Genomic DNA, 16,096 nt, shown 5'->3' on the forward strand with positions numbered 1-16,096 from the left:
CGGAGGCCCCTGTCCACAGGGCGTGGGGCGGTCGGACCCGTCCACGGGCCCGGCAGGGCGGCGGACAGCACAGGGAGGCGCCGATACGCTCAGCGAGACATATGGAGGCACGTTTGCACACCTGGCCCGGCAATCCCTACCCGCTCGGCGCGACGTACGACGGCAGTGGCACGAACTTCGCCCTGTTCAGCGAGGTGGCCGAACGCGTGGAGCTGTGCCTCTTCGACGAGGACGGCACCGAGGAGCGCGTCCCCCTGGTCGAGGTCGACGCCTACGTCTGGCACGCGTACCTGCCCAACACCGGACCCGGCCAGCTCTACGGCTTCCGGGTACACGGGGCGTACGACCCGGCGACGGGCGCCCGCTGCAACCCGAACAAGCTGCTGCTCGACCCGTACGCCAAGGCCACCAGCGGCGACATCGACTGGGACCAGTCCTTGTTCTCGTACACGTTCGGCGACCCCGACTCCACCAACGACGAGGACTCCGGCGCCCACATGGTCAAGGGCGTGGTGATCAACCCCTTCTTCGACTGGCAGGGCGACCGTGCTCCGCGCACCCCGTACGGCGAGACGGTCATCTACGAGGCGCACGTCAAGGGCCTGACCGAGACGCACCCCGACGTCCCCGAAGACCAGCGCGGCACCTACGCCGGTGTCGGGCACCCCGCCGTCATCGAGCACCTCAAGCGCCTGGGCGTCACGACGCTCGAACTCATGCCCGTGCACCAGTTCGTGAACGACTCGACCCTGCAGGACAAGGGGTTGTCGAACTACTGGGGCTACAACACCATCGGGTTCTTCGCCCCGCACTCGCACTACTCGTCCTCGGGCGACGGCGGACAGCAGGTGCAGGAGTTCAAGACGATGGTGCGGGAGCTCCACCGCGCGGGCATCGAGGTCGTCATCGACGTCGTCTACAACCACACCGCCGAAGGCAACCACCTCGGCCCGACGCTGTCCTTCCGTGGGATCGACAACGCCGCGTACTACCGCTTGATGGACGACGACAAGCGCTACTACATGGACGTGACGGGCACCGGGAACTCGCTCAACGTCGGGCACCCGCACTCGCTGCAGCTCATCATGGACTCGCTGCGCTACTGGGTGACGGAGATGCACGTCGACGGCTTCCGCTTCGACCTCGCCGCGGCACTCGCTCGCGAGTTCTACGAGGTGGACAGACTGTCGGCCTTCTTCGAACTGGTCCAGCAGGACCCGATCGTGTCGCAGGTGAAGCTCATCGCCGAGCCGTGGGACGTCGGTCCCGGCGGCTACCAGGTCGGCAACTTCCCCCCGCAGTGGTCGGAGTGGAACGGCAAGTACCGCGACACCGTCCGCGACTTCTGGCGCGGTGAGCCGTCGACGCTCGGCGAGTTCGCCTCGCGCATCTCGGGCTCGGCCGACCTGTACGAGCACGACGGCCGCACGCCCAAGGCCAGCATCAACTTCATCACCGCGCACGACGGCTTCACCCTGTACGACCTGGTCGCCTACAACGAGAAGCACAACCAGGCCAACGGCGAGGACAACAACGACGGCGAGAGCCACAACCGCTCGTGGAACTCCGGCGCCGAAGGGCCGACCGACGACCCGGCGGTGAACACCCTGCGGACGCAGCGGCAGCGCAACTTCCTGGCGACGCTGCTGCTCAGCCAGGGCGTCCCGATGATCGCCCACGGCGACGAGCTCGGCCGCACGCAGCAGGGCAACAACAACGTCTACGCCCAGGACTCCGCGATCAGCTGGATCGACTGGGACACCGCTGACGACGACCTGGTCCAGTTCACGGCCGACGTCCTGAAGCTGCGGCACGACCACCCGACGTTCCGCCGCACCCGGTACTTCAACGGCCGACCGGTGCGTCGCGGCCAGGACGAGCCCCTGCCCGACGTGGTGTGGCTGACCCCGTCGGGCGACGCGATGGAACCCGAGGACTGGGACTCCGGCTTCGGCAAGAGCGTCGGCATGTACCTGAACGGCGAGGGCATCCGCGGGCGTGACGCCCGCGGCGACCGGGTGACGGACGTCGCGTTCATCACCTACTTCAACGCCCACGACGACGTCGTGACCTTCACCCTCCCACCCGAGGAGTACTCCCCCGGCTGGACCGTGCGGATCGACACCGCCGACCCGGGCGCCCGCGAGCAGGTGCTCGACGCGGGATCGAAGCTCGATGTGCCCGCACGCTCGATGATCGTGCTGCGCGCCGAACCCGACCACGAGGTCACGGTCACCCCGGTCGACACGGCCACCGCGGGGGCCCCGGCACCGCGCGCAGCGCAAGACGCCGTCACCCCGGCGAACCCGGCCGGCTCGACGGCACCCAGCGCGACCGCGCAGAACGGAGCACCCCAGTGACCAAGCGGACCCCGGTCTCGACCTACCGGTTGCAGGTGTCCCCGGACTTCGACCTGGCGGCCGCGGCCGACGTCGTCGAGTACGTGCACGACCTCGGTGCGGACTGGTTGTACCTGTCGCCGGTGCTGCAGGCCGAGCCCGGCTCCGCCCACGGCTACGACGTGGTCGACCACACGCACGTCGACACCGAGCGCGGCGGCGACGCGGCGTTCCGTGCCCTCACCGAGGCGGCCCACGCTGCGGGACTCGGCGTGCTCGTCGACATCGTGCCCAACCACGTCGGTGTCGCGACCCCGGAGACGAACCCGTGGTGGTGGTCCCTGCTCGAGCGCGGGCAGGAGTCACCCGTGGCCTGGGCGTTCGACGTCGACTGGCAGGCGGGCGACGGTCGACTGCGTGTCCCCGTGCTCGCGGACGACATGCTCGACGCGGTCTCGCTGGACACGTCCGATGCCGAGCGCCCGGTGCTGCGAGTCGGGGCCACCGCGTACCCGACCGCTCCGGGCACGGTCCACGACGGCGACGACGTGCCGACCGTGCACGCTCGACAGCACTACGAGTTCATCCACTGGAAGCGCGCCGACCACGACCTGAACTACCGACGGTTCTTCGCGGTCAACACCCTCGCGGCGATCCGCGTCGAGGAGCCCGAGGTGTTCGCGGCCTCGCACGCCGTGGTCGGTGAGTGGTTCCGCGACGGTCTGGTCGACGGCCTGCGCATCGACCACCCGGACGGGCTGTACGACCCCGCCGGCTACCTCGGCGACCTGCACCGTCTGACCGGTGGTGCGTACACCCTGGTCGAGAAGATCCTCGAGCCCGGCGAGGAACTCCCCGGCAGCTGGCCGGTCGACGGCACCACCGGCTACGACGCGCTCGGCACGATGGACCGGGTGTTCGTCGACCCCCGCGGCGAGGAACCGCTGTGGGCGACCGTCGAGGCCGAACCCGCCGACTGGCAGGCCCTGACCCACGACACCCGACGCGGGATCGCCGACGGCATCCTCGGCAGCGAGGTGGAGCGTCTTGCCCGTCTGTTCGAGGCCCAGGGGCTGACCGAGGACCACGCTCGACTGGTCGACGCGCTCGCCGAGGTCATCGCCTGCTTCGACGTCTACCGGACCTACCTGCCGGAGGGCGCGCACTTCCTGATCGACGCGCTCGAGGGCGCCGCCGAGACGCGACCCGACCTGGCCGACGTCATCGACCGCATCGCGCCGTCGCTGATCGACCCGTCGAACGCTGCTGCGATCCGCCTGCAGCAGACCAGCGGGATGGTGATGGCCAAGGGCGTCGAGGACACCGCGTTCTACCGCTCCGCCAAGCTCAGCTCGCTCAGCGAGGTCGGCGGTGACCCGAGCATCTTCGCCGTCTCGGTGGAGGAGTTCCACGCCGCGCAACGTGAGCGGCTGGCGAGCTGGCCACACACGATGACGACGCTCACCACGCACGACACGAAGCGCAGCGAGGACACCCGCGCTCGCATCGCCGTGCTCGCGGAGCTGGGTGACGAGTGGACCGAGGTGTTCCACCGGCTGAACACGCTCGCGCCGCTCGAGGACCATGTCTTCGCGAACCTGCTCTGGCAGGCGATCGTGGGCGCGCGCCCCGCCAGCCGCGAACGCCTGCACGCCTACGCCGAGAAGGCATCGCGCGAAGCCGGTGACAGCACCACGTGGACCGAGCCGGACCAGGACTTCGAGGGGCGCATGCACGCGCTGGTCGACGCTGCGTTCGACGACCCGACGGTGGTCGCCGTGCTCGACGACCTCGACGAGCGGATCAACGCGGCGGGGTGGTCGAACGGTCTCGGCCTGAAGCTCGTGCAGCTGACCGCGCCGGGCGTTCCCGACGTCTACCAGGGCACCGAGCTCTGGGACCGTTCGCTCGTCGACCCGGACAACCGTCGCGCGGTCGACTACGCCGAGCGCCGCCGCATCCTGGCCGAGCTCGACGGCCCCGACGACGACGGCCCCGAGATGCTGCCCTCGATCGGGATCGACGGCGAGGCCAAGCTGCTGGTCACCAGCCGCGCGTTGCGTCTGCGGCGCGATCGCCCCGAGTTGTTCACGCGACACCTGCCGGTCGAGGCCACCGGCAGCGCGGCCGACCACGTGGTCGCCTTCGACCGCGGCGGCGCCGTGACCGTCGCCACCCGCCTGCCGATCGGGCTCGAGCGGGTCGGCGGGTGGGGTGACACCTGCATCCACCCGGCTCCCGTCGACCGTGTCGACGCCCTGACCGGGAGGCACTTCCCGGCAGCCAGGGGCGTCCAGCTCTCCGAGCTGCTCGCCACCTACCCCGTCGCCCTGCTGGTGCCCTCGGCCGACGTCGCGGCCGGTCACACCGACGCGGTCACGAGTGCCGCCGCGACCGGCGACACGACAGCGAACAGCACGACAGCGAACGACACGAGCACGACCGATGCGACCGAGACGGACGCGCAGGCCGAGATCGAGATCCTGGAGGGTCACGCATGACCGCACCCGATCGGTACGCCGTCTGGGCGCCGACCCCCGAGCGCGTGCGCCTGGTCGTCGACGGCACCGAGTACCCGCTGACCCGCGGAGACGACGACTGGTGGCGCACCGACGCGATCGTGCCCGTCGTCGGTGCCCGGTACGGGTTCCGGCTCGACGATGACGACGCGGTCCGCCCCGACCCCCGCAGCCGGTACCAGCCGGACGGCGTGCACGGCGCGTCCGAGGTGGTCGACCCCGCACGGTTCGCCTGGACCGACGAGTCGTGGACCGGCCGCCCGGCCCGCGGCGCCGTGATCTACGAGATGCACGTCGGCACCTACACACCCGAGGGCACGCTCGACGCCGCAGCCGAGCAGCTCGACCACCTGGTGGAGCTCGGCGTGGAGTTCGTCGAACTGCTGCCGGTCAACGCCGTCAACGGCGAGTGGAACTGGGGCTACGACGGTGTCGCCTGGTACGCCGTGCATGCGCCGTACGGCGGGCCGGATGCCTACGACCGCTTCGTCGACACCGCGCACGCGCTCGGCCTCGGCGTGATCCAGGACGTCGTGTACAACCACCTCGGTCCGAGCGGCAACTACCTGCCGCTGTACGGGCCGTACCTGACGCAGGGGCTGGCGAACACGTGGGGCGACTCGGTCAACGTCGAGCACCCCGAAGTCCGCCGGTACGTGCTGGACAACGTCCGGATGTGGTTGCGCGACCACCACGTCGACGGCCTGCGACTGGATGCCGTGCACGCGATCCGTGACACCACGCGGCCGCACGTGCTGGCCGAGATGGCGAGCGAGTCCGATGCCTTCTCGGCGTTCACCGGCATCCCGCGCTCCCTCATCGCCGAGTCCGACCTGAACGACCCCGTGATGTTCCGCCCGCAGGAAGCCGCGGGGTACGGCCTCGCCGGACAGTGGTCCGACGACTTCCACCACGCGGTGCACGTCGCACTCACCGGCGAGACGAACGGCTACTACGCCGACTTCGCCCCGCTGTCGGCGCTGGCGAAGGTCCTGCACGAGGGCTTCTTCCACGACGGCACGTGGTCCTCGTTCCGCGGCAAGCGGCACGGGCGCCCGATCGACCGCGGGACGTCACCCGCGACCGCACTGGTCGTCGCGAACCAGAACCACGACCAGATCGGCAACCGGGCGACCGGCGACCGCCTCGCCGCGACGCTCGACGACGAAGGTCTCGTCATCGCAGCGGCCCTGACGTTGCTCGGCCCCTTCACGCCGATGCTGTTCATGGGCGAGGAGTTCGCCGCGACGACGCCGTGGCAGTTCTTCACGTCGCACCCGGAACCCGAGCTGGGCAAGGCCACGGCCGAGGGACGCATCGCCGAGTTCGCCCAGCACGGCTGGGACGAGTCCGCCGTCCCGGATCCGCAGGACCCTCGGACGTTCCAGGACTCGAAGCTCGACTGGTCCGACGCGACGTCCGCGCGCGGGACGGCGATCCTGCGGGCGTACCGGGTGCTCGTCGCACTCCGACGGACCGACGAGGCGTTCGTCGACCACCGCTACGAGGCCAACGCCGTCCGGTTCGACGAGGACCGACGCTGGCTGGTGCTGACGCGCGGGTTGCTCGGCCCGACCGCCGCACCGGTGCACGTCGTCGTGAACTTCCTCGACGACGCGGCGACGGTGCCGGTGCCCGGTGCCACCGGCGAGGTGTTCTACGCCTTCGGCGGGGCCTCGATCGAGGACGACGACAACGAGACCGTCCACTTCACGGGGCGCGGGATCCTCGTGCTCCGGTAGGGACACGACCCCGCACGGCACGAAGGGCCACCCTCGCGGGTGGCCCTTCGTCGTTGCGCTCGCCGAGGACGGGCCCTCAGCGGATGGGGTTGGCGACCGCGTGCGCGTTCCGCCGGACGGACGGCAGCGGCTTGTGCTCCTTCGCCAGGGCACGGACCTCGCGCAGCCGCCGGTCGATGCCCCACTTGGTCACGAGCGTGAGGCTCTCGCGGACGATGTTGCCGCTCATCTTCGAGACGCCGAACTCGCGCTCGGTGAACGTGATCGGGGTCTCGGCGACCTGCAGGCCGGCCTCGAGGGCACGCCAGCACAGGTCCACCTGGAAGCAGTAGCCCTTCGACGCGATGCCCGACAGGTCGATGCGCTCGAGTGCCGAGCGGGTGAAGACGCGGAACCCGCCGGTGGCGTCGCGGACCGCGATGCCCAGTGCGAGCCGGGTGTAGAGGTTGCCGCCGCGCGACAGCAGCTCGCGGTGCCACGGCCAGTTCTCGACCTCGCCGCCGTGGATCCAGCGCGAGCCGAGCACCAGGTCGTTCGAGTCGGCGAGCTCGAGCATCCACGGCAGGTACTCCGGGTGGTGCGAGCCGTCGGCGTCCATCTCGACGAGCTTGTCGTAGCCGTTGGTCAGGCCCCAGTCGAAGCCGGCCAGGTACGCGCCGCCCAGGCCGTTCTTCTCGGTCCGGTGCAGCACGTGCACCCGGTCGGTCTCCGTCGCCAGGACGTCGGCGATGTCACCGGTGCCGTCGGGCGAGTTGTCGTCCACGACCAGCACGTGCACGTGCTCGTCGGTCGCCGCCAACGTGCGCGCCACGATCGGGCGGATGTTGTCCGCTTCGTCGTAGGTCGGGATGATGACCAGGGTCTCGCTCATGATGCTCCTCGGTGCTTCTGGTCGAACGTATCTGGGGTGTGCTGGGTCAGGAGTCCGACAGCTCTGCGAACACGATCAGGTTGTCTGTGTAATGCCCAGTTGCGGTGTCGAAGACGCCGTCGCAGGTGATCAGCCGCAGGGTGGGCGTGGGGGTCACGCCGTAGACGTCGCTCGTCGGGAACGCGGACTTGGCGGCCCGCTCCGTCCGGTCGACGGTGAAGGTGCGCGTCGTCCCGTCGGACATGGCGACGTGGATCTGGTCGCCGGACACCAGCTCGTCCAGGCGGAAGAACACGGCGGCGCTCGTGGGGCTGTCGACGTGTCCGGCGATCACGGCCGGGCCGACCTGGCCCGGCACGATGCCGTCGCTGAACCAGCCGGCGTCGTCCCATCCGGTGGGCGGGTCGAGCTCGCCGGCCGAGCCCCGGTGCAGGTCCTCGAGCGTGGCATCGACGCCGATCGCCGGGATGCTGACACGCGTGGGCGTCGCGTCCGACTTGGCGGCGGGGGCGGCCGGGTCCTGGAACCCGGTCGTGTCCCGGTCGCCACCGCCGGACGACGAAGCACCCGACGACAACCCACCGGGCGAACCCGACGATGACGACGACCCGCCGGACGACGAAGACCCCGACGAACCCGACGACGACCCACCGGACGATGACGACGACGCCGCAACCGGCCCACCCGTCGGACCGTCGCCGGCAGCAACGGCCACCCCGGTCGCGACCGCCGCGCCCGCCACGACGACCGCGGCTCCGGCAGCGAGGACCGTCCACCGACGACGTCCCGACCAGGGTGTGCGGGGCGCCGCCCGCCGCCCGCTCACGAGACGCCTCCCGCATCGCTGGCGCACCCACCGAGCACGTCCGAGGTCAGCATGGTCGCGCCGAGCGCAGCCCAGGCGTCCCCGTAGTACGTCGGCGTGGTCGCCGAGGTCCGGTCCGCACGCTCGAGGTCCGCCGTGGCAGCCGACGAGGAACCGGAGGCCTGCTCGGCCGCGGCACGCGCGACGTAGGCCAGGGCGCTCCGGTCCCCCGTGACGGCGGTGCCGCCGAGGTCGAGCTGCGCGGCGAGCTGGGTCGTCCGCCGGAGCGTCGGTGCGACGGACCCGGCGAGTGCCCGGTCGGACGCGGTGCACGCCTCGGCGTAGCGGACCGGCAGGCGCATCGCGTCGTAGCCGTAGAGCACGCGTGCGTCGTTGCCGGTGGCGGGCATCGGGTCGACGGCGCCGTCGGCGTGCACCTGCGACCAGTCGCTCGGCAGGTCGGTCTTGGCGAGCACGGCAGCGGTGACGGCCGACGATCCCCGCTCCAGCTCGGTCCACCGGTCGTCACCCGTTGCCGCGGCGAGCACACGGTAGGCGGCCGGCGATGCGTAGGACGCGTCGTACCGGTACGGCTCGGCATCGGCCCACGGTCCGGGCAGCAGGATGCGACCGAGGTCCGTGGTCGCCGTCTCGTGGTCGAGCACCGCGGCCGCCATGCGCTTGCCGGCGGCGGTGTAGCGCTCGTCGCCCCACGACTTCCCCGCCAGCACGAGGGCCCGCGCGGCGTCGAGGTCGGCGTCGGACGCGGACTGCGCGTCCGCGACCCCGCCGCTCGTCGTCCACCGCCAGGCCAGCAGGTCGTCGTCGGTCACCAGGTGCCGCTTCGTCCACGACCAGATGTCGTCGAAGCGCGTCCGGTCGCCGGCCGCGTAGGCGATGAGCAGGCCGTACGCCTGGCCTTCGCTCACCGTGTCGTTGCCCTGGTCCTTGCGGACGACGCGGCCGCCCTCGACGTAGCGGTCGAGGAAGTCCGTCCGCAGCTGCGCAGCGGAACGGGTGCCGGCGGGCGCGGTGGTCGAGGTGGGCGTGGCGGCGCCACCGGCGTCCGGCGCGCGGTCCGACCACGGTCGGACCGCGGCGACGGCGATGCCGCCGGCGACCAAGACCGCGGCGAGCGCGACGGCGGTGACGGGGATCCAGTTCCTGCGGGTCATGCTGGCTCGCTCTCTGCTGGTGGGTGGGGCACCGGACTGGAGGCCCGGATCACGTGGGCGGATCGGCCCGGGTGGGGTGGGCCTCCAGTCGGGATCAGTGGAACAGTCCGCGGAAGGCGCGGACGATCGCGTGCAGGAAGTCCGTCGTGCCGCGGTCGGCGGCGGTGCCGCCGCCGCCCGTCTGCACGCCGCCGCTCGGGGTCGCTGCGGTCGCTGCCGCGTCCGTGACGGGCACGATCGTCAGGTCGCCCTTGCTGTTGTCGAGCACGAAGAGCGTCGACACGGTGTTGCCGGCCAGGTCGAGGTCGGCGCTGCCGGTCTGCCCGCCGCCTGCGATGTCCAGGTCCCACTTGCCGGCTGCGACGGTGGCGTACTGGGACGCGGTGCCGAACGCGGCGTCCGAGGCGACCTGGGTGCCGTCGGAGGCCGTGACGTCGACCTTCTTGGCGGTGGTGGCGGCCTGCACGAGCCGGAGCTTCGCCTTGCCGTCGCCGGGCTGCTGCAGGTCGTCGGTGTACGCCGCGGTCTTGAGCGAGCTGTTCTTGCCGTAGGCCACGACGGTGCTGGCGTTGCCGGCCTGCACGGTGACGTCGGTGGAGACGACGGGCGTGGAGTCCGGTGCGTCGGAGGCACGCATCGACAGCACGTAGGTGCCGGTGGGGAGCTCCTGGTAGGGGCTCACCTGGCCGTAGGTGACGTCGTCGAGCTCGAACACCTTCTTGCCGCCGGCCAGGCTCGACAGTTCGACGTCGACGCCCTTGGTGTCGGGCGACAGGTGGCCGACGCGCAGCCAGCCGTCGGCGGGGGCGGCGCTGGCGGCCTGCGGGGCGGCCAGTCCGACGGTGGCGGCGACGAGGGTCGCGGCGAGGGCTCCGACGACCGCGATGCGACGACGGGGCGTGCGTGCGGTGGTGGTACGGGGTGCAGCGGCGTTCATGGTCGTGCTCCTTCGGGTCGGATCTGCTCGGGTCGTGCTGGATCGGGTCGTGCTGGTTCGGGTCGTCCGCTGCCGGGAGCGGGTCACGATGCCGTGACCGCGACGGTCGGGTCCGGGGTCGGGAACACGACGGTCAGGGTGTCGCCGTCCCGCTCGACGGACTCGGGGCGGTAGGTGCCGGTCAGCGCCTGGAAGGTGCGCTCGGTGCGGACGGCCGCCTGGGGGGTCTGGGCCGTCAGCACGAGACGCCGGAAGGACTGGCCGGTCTCGCCCGTGATCGGCGTGAACCGGGCCACCTGCACCGAGCGGTCGGCCAGGACCTGTCCGAGCCCGAGCATCGCGCGCTCGTCGACCTGTCCGGCGCGGAACTGCGACTTCGTGCCGGCGTCCGCCTGCAGCGACGGGTTCTGGGCGAGCTGTGTGCCGAGCGTCTTCCGCTGGTCGGAGGCCTTGGTGATCTCCTGCTTCGCGGTCGCTGCGCCCTGCGGGTGGATCTGCCGGACGTCGACCATCTGGTTGCCGGTGCCGAAGCTCGCGACGACGGTCGAGTTCTGGATCGCCTGCCGCACGTCCGACGACGAGTTGCCGCCCGTGCGCATCGAGTCGGTCGTCACGATGTAGTCGGAGTCCTTCCACCCGTTCGGCGACTGCTTCTCGACGGCTCCGTCCGTGTCGAGCTTGTAGTACCAGACGACGTTCTGCCGGGCGAAGCCGTCCTTGACCAGGTCGACCCACATCGCGTCGTCGACGAGCATGCGCGAGGACTTGTCGACGTTGTCGCCGATCCAGTTCTCGGCCTGCGCCATCGGCTTGTCCAGGTCGGTGATCAGGAAGCCGCGCAGCTGCGAGCCCCAGAGCGGCACGGCGACCACGAGTGCGGCCGCGGTGACGAGCGCCCAGGTCGTGCCGAGCAGCCGGCGAGTGGCGGACCGTGTGCGGGTCGTCGACCGGAACGGCGTGCGGCCGGACAGCGCGAGCACGGAGCGCTCGGCGACGAAGGCGACCAGCAGCGCCGCGAACGGCACGAGCATGATGACGTACGGCACGGGCAGGTAGCCGTTCGGGCGGAACATGAACAGCAGCAGGAAGACGAGCATCGCGGCGATCGGGCGCACGCGGCGCAGGAACAGGCCCACGACGGCGGCGGCCGAGCCGAGCACGATGAACACGGGGTCGAGCGCCCACCACTGGGATGCGGCCTCGTTGGCCAGGCTGCCGCCCGTGAACACCGAGCCGCTCGCCTGCCGGCTGCCGAGCTGGTACGTGATGCCCTGCAGCAGGCTGACCTTGCCGGCGCTCGGCAGGAGTTCGCCCTTGACCGCGGCGAGCAGGACGTACCCGCCGCCGATGACGGCCAACACGGCACCCGCGACGCTCAGCGTGTACCGGCGCGTGCTGTGGTCGGCGCGGCGCACGGCGATCCAGATCAGGAACGGCAGCGCGAGCAGGTACGTCTCCTTGCTGAGCACCGCGATGCCCAGGCAGGCGGCGGCACCGACGAAGCCGGCGAGCTGCTGCCGGCGGCTCAGCACCAGGACGAACGCGGCGAGGAGCCACGGCGTCGCAACGTTGTCGATGTACACCGTGCGGTGGTACTGCAGCGCCAGCGGCGACAGCGTGAAGACCAGGACCGCGGCGGCGCTGGCGGCACGGTGCATCCCGAGTCGGCGGCCGAGCACGAACAGCAGCACGGCCGAGGCCGCGGCGAAGAACACCATCGACTCACGTGCGGCCTCGACGGCGAACGGGTAGCGCGCGAACGCCCCGGTCAGCGAGGTGTAGCCGGCGATCTGGATCCAGCCGAGCGGCGGGTGGTCGTACCAGTACGTGTAGTGGGTGAGTTCACCGAGGTTCGTGATCGCCCACGCCTGGGCGGTGTACGTGCCCTCGTCGTCGATGCGCTGTGGCGTGCCGGTCATGTTCCACAGCTGTGCCATGACGCCGATCGTCAGGACGGGGAGCAGCCAGGACAGGCTCTTCGCATGCACCTGGAACCAGGTGCCGAGGCCGCTTCCGGCGCGGGCACCGCGGATCGGGATGCCGGTCGTGTTGGTCAGGCTGGCGGTCATCGGTCGCCTCCTGCGGTCGAGCCGGCGTAGGCCGGCTGACGGTCGGTGGACTGGTCGTCGGCGCCGGTGTGGTCCGTGGCGTGACCCGCGGGCTGGTGCTCGCCCGTCGGTCCGGTCAGGTCACCGTCGCTGGACGGAACCGCGTCGACCTGTCCGGCCGTGCGGTGCTGGCCGGTGTGCTCCGTCTTCTCCCAGCCGTTCTGGCCGCGCGCGTGGCGGACGACCGCTCGGACCGCCGCAGCGGCGAGGAACACCTGGTACGGGATCAGCCCGAGCACGAGCTTCACGTAGTCGCGGACCCGGACCTTCTCCTTGTACAGGCGGCCGAACTCACCGAGCCCGGCGATCTCCACCGCCAGCAGCATCAGGGTCGGTGCGAGCGGGATGAACGAGATCAGGGCGATCACCGTGGGGACCTTGACGAAGGCGATCATCACGACGCTGAGCGGGATCAGCAGACCCGTGGCGGCCTGGATGAACGGCATCGTCAGCAGGTACCGGGCGAAGAAGCGCTGCTTGCGCGTCGGCAGCTTCTTCCACTCCCCCTTCTCCAGCACCTGCAGGAAGCCCTGGTTCCAGCGGGTGCGCTGCTTCAGGAGCGACGCGAACGTGGGCGGGGTCTCCTCGCGGGTGACGGCTTCGGGCGAGTACGCGACGACGACCTTGGCGCCGTCGGCACTGAGCCGGACGCCGAGCTCGCAGTCCTCGGCCAGGCAGTGCGCGTCCCAGCCGTTGGACCAGTCCAGGCGCTCCTTCGTCACGAAGACGGTGTTGCCGCCCAGCGGGATGAACTTCGACTCGGCGTGGAAGTGCAGTCGCGAACGGAACCAGAAGTAGTACTCCAGCACGTTGCGGAGCGACCACCAGCTGGACCGGAAGTTCATCAGCTGTACGCCGCCCTGCACGACGTCCGCGTCGGTCTCCTGGAACCGCGAGTCCACGAGCGACAGCAGCCGCGGGTAGACCTCGTCCTCGGCGTCGAACACGCCGACGATGTCGCCCGTCGCCTCGGCGAGCGCCAGGTTCATCGCCTTGGGCTTGTTCTTCGGCAGGGTGTCGTCCACCACGACCTTGATCAGGCCCGGGTGCCGCGCGGCTGCCTCACGCACCACCCGGTCGGTGCCGGGGTCGTCCTCGCCGACGATCGCGATGATCTCGAAGTCGGGGTGGTCCTGCCGCGCGAGCATGTCGAGCGTCTGGCCCATCACGTCCTCCTCGTGCCGCCCGGGCACCAGCAGCGTGAAGCGGTGCGCCGCGGGGCGCGGGGTCGGGCTGAAGCTCGTCGCGCGGAGCGCGTCCCGCGACCGCCACGCGTGCAGCATCCACCACAGCGTGCTCAGCGCGATCACCGTGAGCAGCACGGAGATCGCGACCAGCGCGGAGTAGCCGATCCACTCGCCCACCGACCAGGCGGTCTGCGCGCCCTGCCCCGAGCCTCCCGTCGGGACGGAGGTGGTGCCCCGGTTCGGGACGTCCTTCGTGCCGGGCTGGTCGCCCGGCTGCAGCAGCGGTGCTGCTGCCAGCGTCAACGTGCTCAGGATGCTCATGCGGCGTGCTCCTTCGTGCGGCGTGCGTCGGGGGAACGGAAGACGAGGGTCTTGTACGCGGCGAAGCGGAACGCTGTGCCGAGGACGAGACCGACCCCGTTGCCGGCGACGTTGTCGGCGAGGGTGGAGGTGAATCCGAGCAGGTAGTGGGAGACGAACAGGCACACTGCAGCGATGCCCAGTCCGATGAGGTTCGTGACCGCGAACAGGACGCCCTCGCGCACGGTCTCGCGGCGACCGGTGGTGCGCTCGGACCGGAAGGTGATCAGCCGGTTGAGCACCCAGGCGACCGCGGTCGAGACGACGGCGGAGCCGACCTTCGCGGCGATGGGCTGGTCGTCGAGGACGGTCAGGCGCAGCAGGTTGTAGACACCGAGGTCGATCAGGAAGCAGAGCGCGCCGATCGAGCCGAACGACAGCAGTTGCCGGCCGGCGACGACGAGACGCCACGACCGTGCGCCGCGTGTCCGCTTCGCTGGTCCGGCTGCGTCCGGTGTCACCTGAGTGGGTGGCACCACAACGAGGGTCTCGGTCGAGGTCATGCCCCCGATTCGGGGGGCGTGGGAAGGGGGTTTGCCCGGGGTACGGACTTCGTCAGGATCCTGCCAGGAACGCGACACATGCCGTTCATCCGGGGTACGCGTGGTGCGGGTGGCAATTCCGCGGAGACATGCGGAAGGGCCCGTGGCGGGGTGCCACGGGCCCTGGAACGGTCTGTCCGGCCGGGTCGGCTCGGTCAGACCGGTCCGGTCCGGTCGGGTCTGTCTGTCTGTCTGTCTGTCTGTCTGTCGAGCGGTTACGCCGGGCGGGAGGCCGGGCTCACGCTCTTGGACGCGTCGCGCTCCGGGATGTCCCCCAGCGCGGCGTCGATGGCGGCAAGCGCGTCGGCGTCCAGCCGCACGCCGGCCGCCTTGACGTTGTCGGTCACCTGCGACGGACGCGAGGCGCCGACGATCGCACTCGCGACGTTCTCGTTCTGCAGCGTCCACGCGATCGCGAGCTGGGCGAGCGTCAGGCCGGCCTGGTCCGCGACGGGCTGCAGGCGCTGCACGGCTTCGAGGACTTCGTCGCGCATGAACCGCTTGATCATGTCCGCGCCGCCCTTCTCGTCCGTGGCACGGGACCCCTCGGGCAGCGGCTGACCGGGCTTGTACTTGCCCGTCAGCACACCCTGCGCGATGGGCGACCAGACGATCTGCGACAGGCCGAGCTGCTTGGACGCGGGGACGACCTCGCCCTCGATGACCCGCCACAGCATCGAGTACTGGGGCTGGTTCGAGATGAGCTGGAAGCCGAGCTCCTTCGCCAGTGCCGCACCCGCGCGGATCTGCTCGGCCGTCCACTCGCTGACGCCGATGTACAGCGCCTTGCCCTGCCGCACGACGTCCGCGAAGGCCTGCATGGTCTCTTCGAGCGGGGTCTCGTAGTCGAAGCGGTGAGCCTGGTACAGGTCGACGTAATCGGTCTGCAGACGGGTCAGCGAGCCGTTGATCGACTCCATGATGTGCTTGCGGCTGAGTCCGACGTCGTTGTGCTGCATCGGGCCGGTCGGCCAGTACACCTTCGTGAAGACCTCGAGGCCGGCGCGACGCTCGCCCTTGAGGGCTTCGCCGAGGACGGTCTCGGCGGCCGTGTTGGCGTACGTGTCGGCCGTGTCGAACGTGGTGATGCCGGCGTCGAGCGCTGCCCGGACACACTGCGTCGCGACGTCGTTCTCGACCTGCGAGCCGTGCGTCAGCCAGTTGCCGTAGGTGATCTCGGAGATCTTGAGTCCTGAGTTGCCCAGGTACCTGAATTCCATGCTCCCGACGCTACCGGAGCGCTCGCACACCCGGGTGTCCCTGCGAGGGCCTGTGTCCCGCGCCCGGGCGCCGGGCGCGTCGCGGCCGCGGGCCGGGCGCCGGCGCGGGCCGGGTGCGGGCGCGGGCGCGGACGCGGGCGGGCGCGGGCGCGCCGCGGACGCGGGCACAGGCCCGGGCACCGGCCCGGGCACGCGCAGGATGCGGGCACCGAAACGGGCGGACGGGCAAAACACCAGGGTCACTCCGTCCCGTCACCTGGGGATTCCGCCCGCTCGGCGCGCGGCTCGCTC

General features: G+C 70.9%; 11 protein-coding genes. 3 read left to right on the forward strand and 8 right to left on the reverse strand.

Features of this window, described 5'->3' with window-relative positions; genetic code table 11:
* The first annotated feature begins 113 nt into the window (after window positions 1-113).
* The 3 genes from glgX to treZ are packed head-to-tail and all read left to right on the forward strand — an operon-like array spanning window position 114 to window position 6,600.
* Window positions 114-2,360 (forward strand): glycogen debranching protein GlgX, encoded by a 2,247-nt coding sequence (gene glgX / locus MT346_RS02815; RefSeq protein ID WP_243561234.1) that lies wholly within the window; start codon window positions 114-116, stop codon window positions 2,358-2,360.
* The gene (gene treY, locus MT346_RS02820; protein WP_243561235.1) at window positions 2,357-4,840 is read left to right on the forward strand and encodes a malto-oligosyltrehalose synthase; all 2,484 of its coding nucleotides are present in this window, start codon (window positions 2,357-2,359) and stop codon (window positions 4,838-4,840) included. Before glgX ends, treY begins: the two co-directional genes overlap by 4 nt.
* Entirely contained in the window at window positions 4,837-6,600 is a 1,764-nt protein-coding gene (treZ, locus tag MT346_RS02825) for a malto-oligosyltrehalose trehalohydrolase (RefSeq protein ID WP_243561236.1), read from the forward strand. The genes treY and treZ overlap by 4 nt, the downstream gene beginning before the upstream one ends.
* 76 nt (window positions 6,601-6,676) lie before the next feature.
* On the opposite strand, the gene MT346_RS02830 is transcribed toward treZ, so the two are convergent.
* The 8 genes from MT346_RS02830 to MT346_RS02865 all read right to left on the reverse strand — a co-directional run bounded on the left by MT346_RS02830 (window position 6,677) and on the right by MT346_RS02865 (window position 15,805).
* Entirely contained in the window at window positions 6,677-7,471 is a 795-nt protein-coding gene (locus tag MT346_RS02830; RefSeq protein WP_243561237.1) for a polyprenol monophosphomannose synthase, read from the reverse strand.
* Between the two features lie 46 nt (window positions 7,472-7,517).
* Window positions 7,518-8,048 (reverse strand): class F sortase, encoded by a 531-nt coding sequence (locus MT346_RS02835; protein WP_243561238.1) that lies wholly within the window; start codon window positions 8,046-8,048, stop codon window positions 7,518-7,520.
* 245 nt (window positions 8,049-8,293) lie between these two features.
* On the reverse strand, window positions 8,294-9,451 hold the full coding sequence (locus MT346_RS02840) for a glycosyl hydrolase family 8 (RefSeq protein ID WP_243561239.1): 1,158 nt from the start codon (window positions 9,449-9,451) through the stop codon (window positions 8,294-8,296).
* A 94-nt stretch (window positions 9,452-9,545) separates the two neighbouring features.
* Window positions 9,546-10,388, reverse strand: coding sequence for a DUF4397 domain-containing protein (locus MT346_RS02845; RefSeq protein WP_243561240.1), 843 nt, complete (start codon window positions 10,386-10,388; stop codon window positions 9,546-9,548).
* Window positions 10,389-10,471: 83 nt separating this feature from the next.
* Window positions 10,472-12,457, reverse strand: coding sequence for a glycosyltransferase family 39 protein (locus MT346_RS02850; protein WP_243561241.1), 1,986 nt, complete (start codon window positions 12,455-12,457; stop codon window positions 10,472-10,474).
* Window positions 12,454-14,004, reverse strand: coding sequence for a glycosyltransferase family 2 protein (locus tag MT346_RS02855; RefSeq protein ID WP_243561242.1), 1,551 nt, complete (start codon window positions 14,002-14,004; stop codon window positions 12,454-12,456). Before MT346_RS02855 ends, MT346_RS02850 begins: the two co-directional genes overlap by 4 nt.
* A complete protein-coding gene (locus MT346_RS02860; RefSeq protein ID WP_243561243.1) occupies window positions 14,001-14,519 on the reverse strand; it encodes a GtrA family protein in 519 nt (172 codons plus the stop codon). Before MT346_RS02860 ends, MT346_RS02855 begins: the two co-directional genes overlap by 4 nt.
* A 281-nt stretch (window positions 14,520-14,800) precedes the next feature.
* On the reverse strand, window positions 14,801-15,805 hold the full coding sequence (locus tag MT346_RS02865; RefSeq protein ID WP_243561244.1) for an aldo/keto reductase family protein: 1,005 nt from the start codon (window positions 15,803-15,805) through the stop codon (window positions 14,801-14,803).
* Between the last annotated feature and the right edge of the window lie 291 nt (window positions 15,806-16,096).

Source organism: Curtobacterium sp. VKM Ac-2922 (genome assembly GCF_022815645.1).
Taxonomy (GTDB): domain Bacteria; phylum Actinomycetota; class Actinomycetes; order Actinomycetales; family Microbacteriaceae; genus Curtobacterium.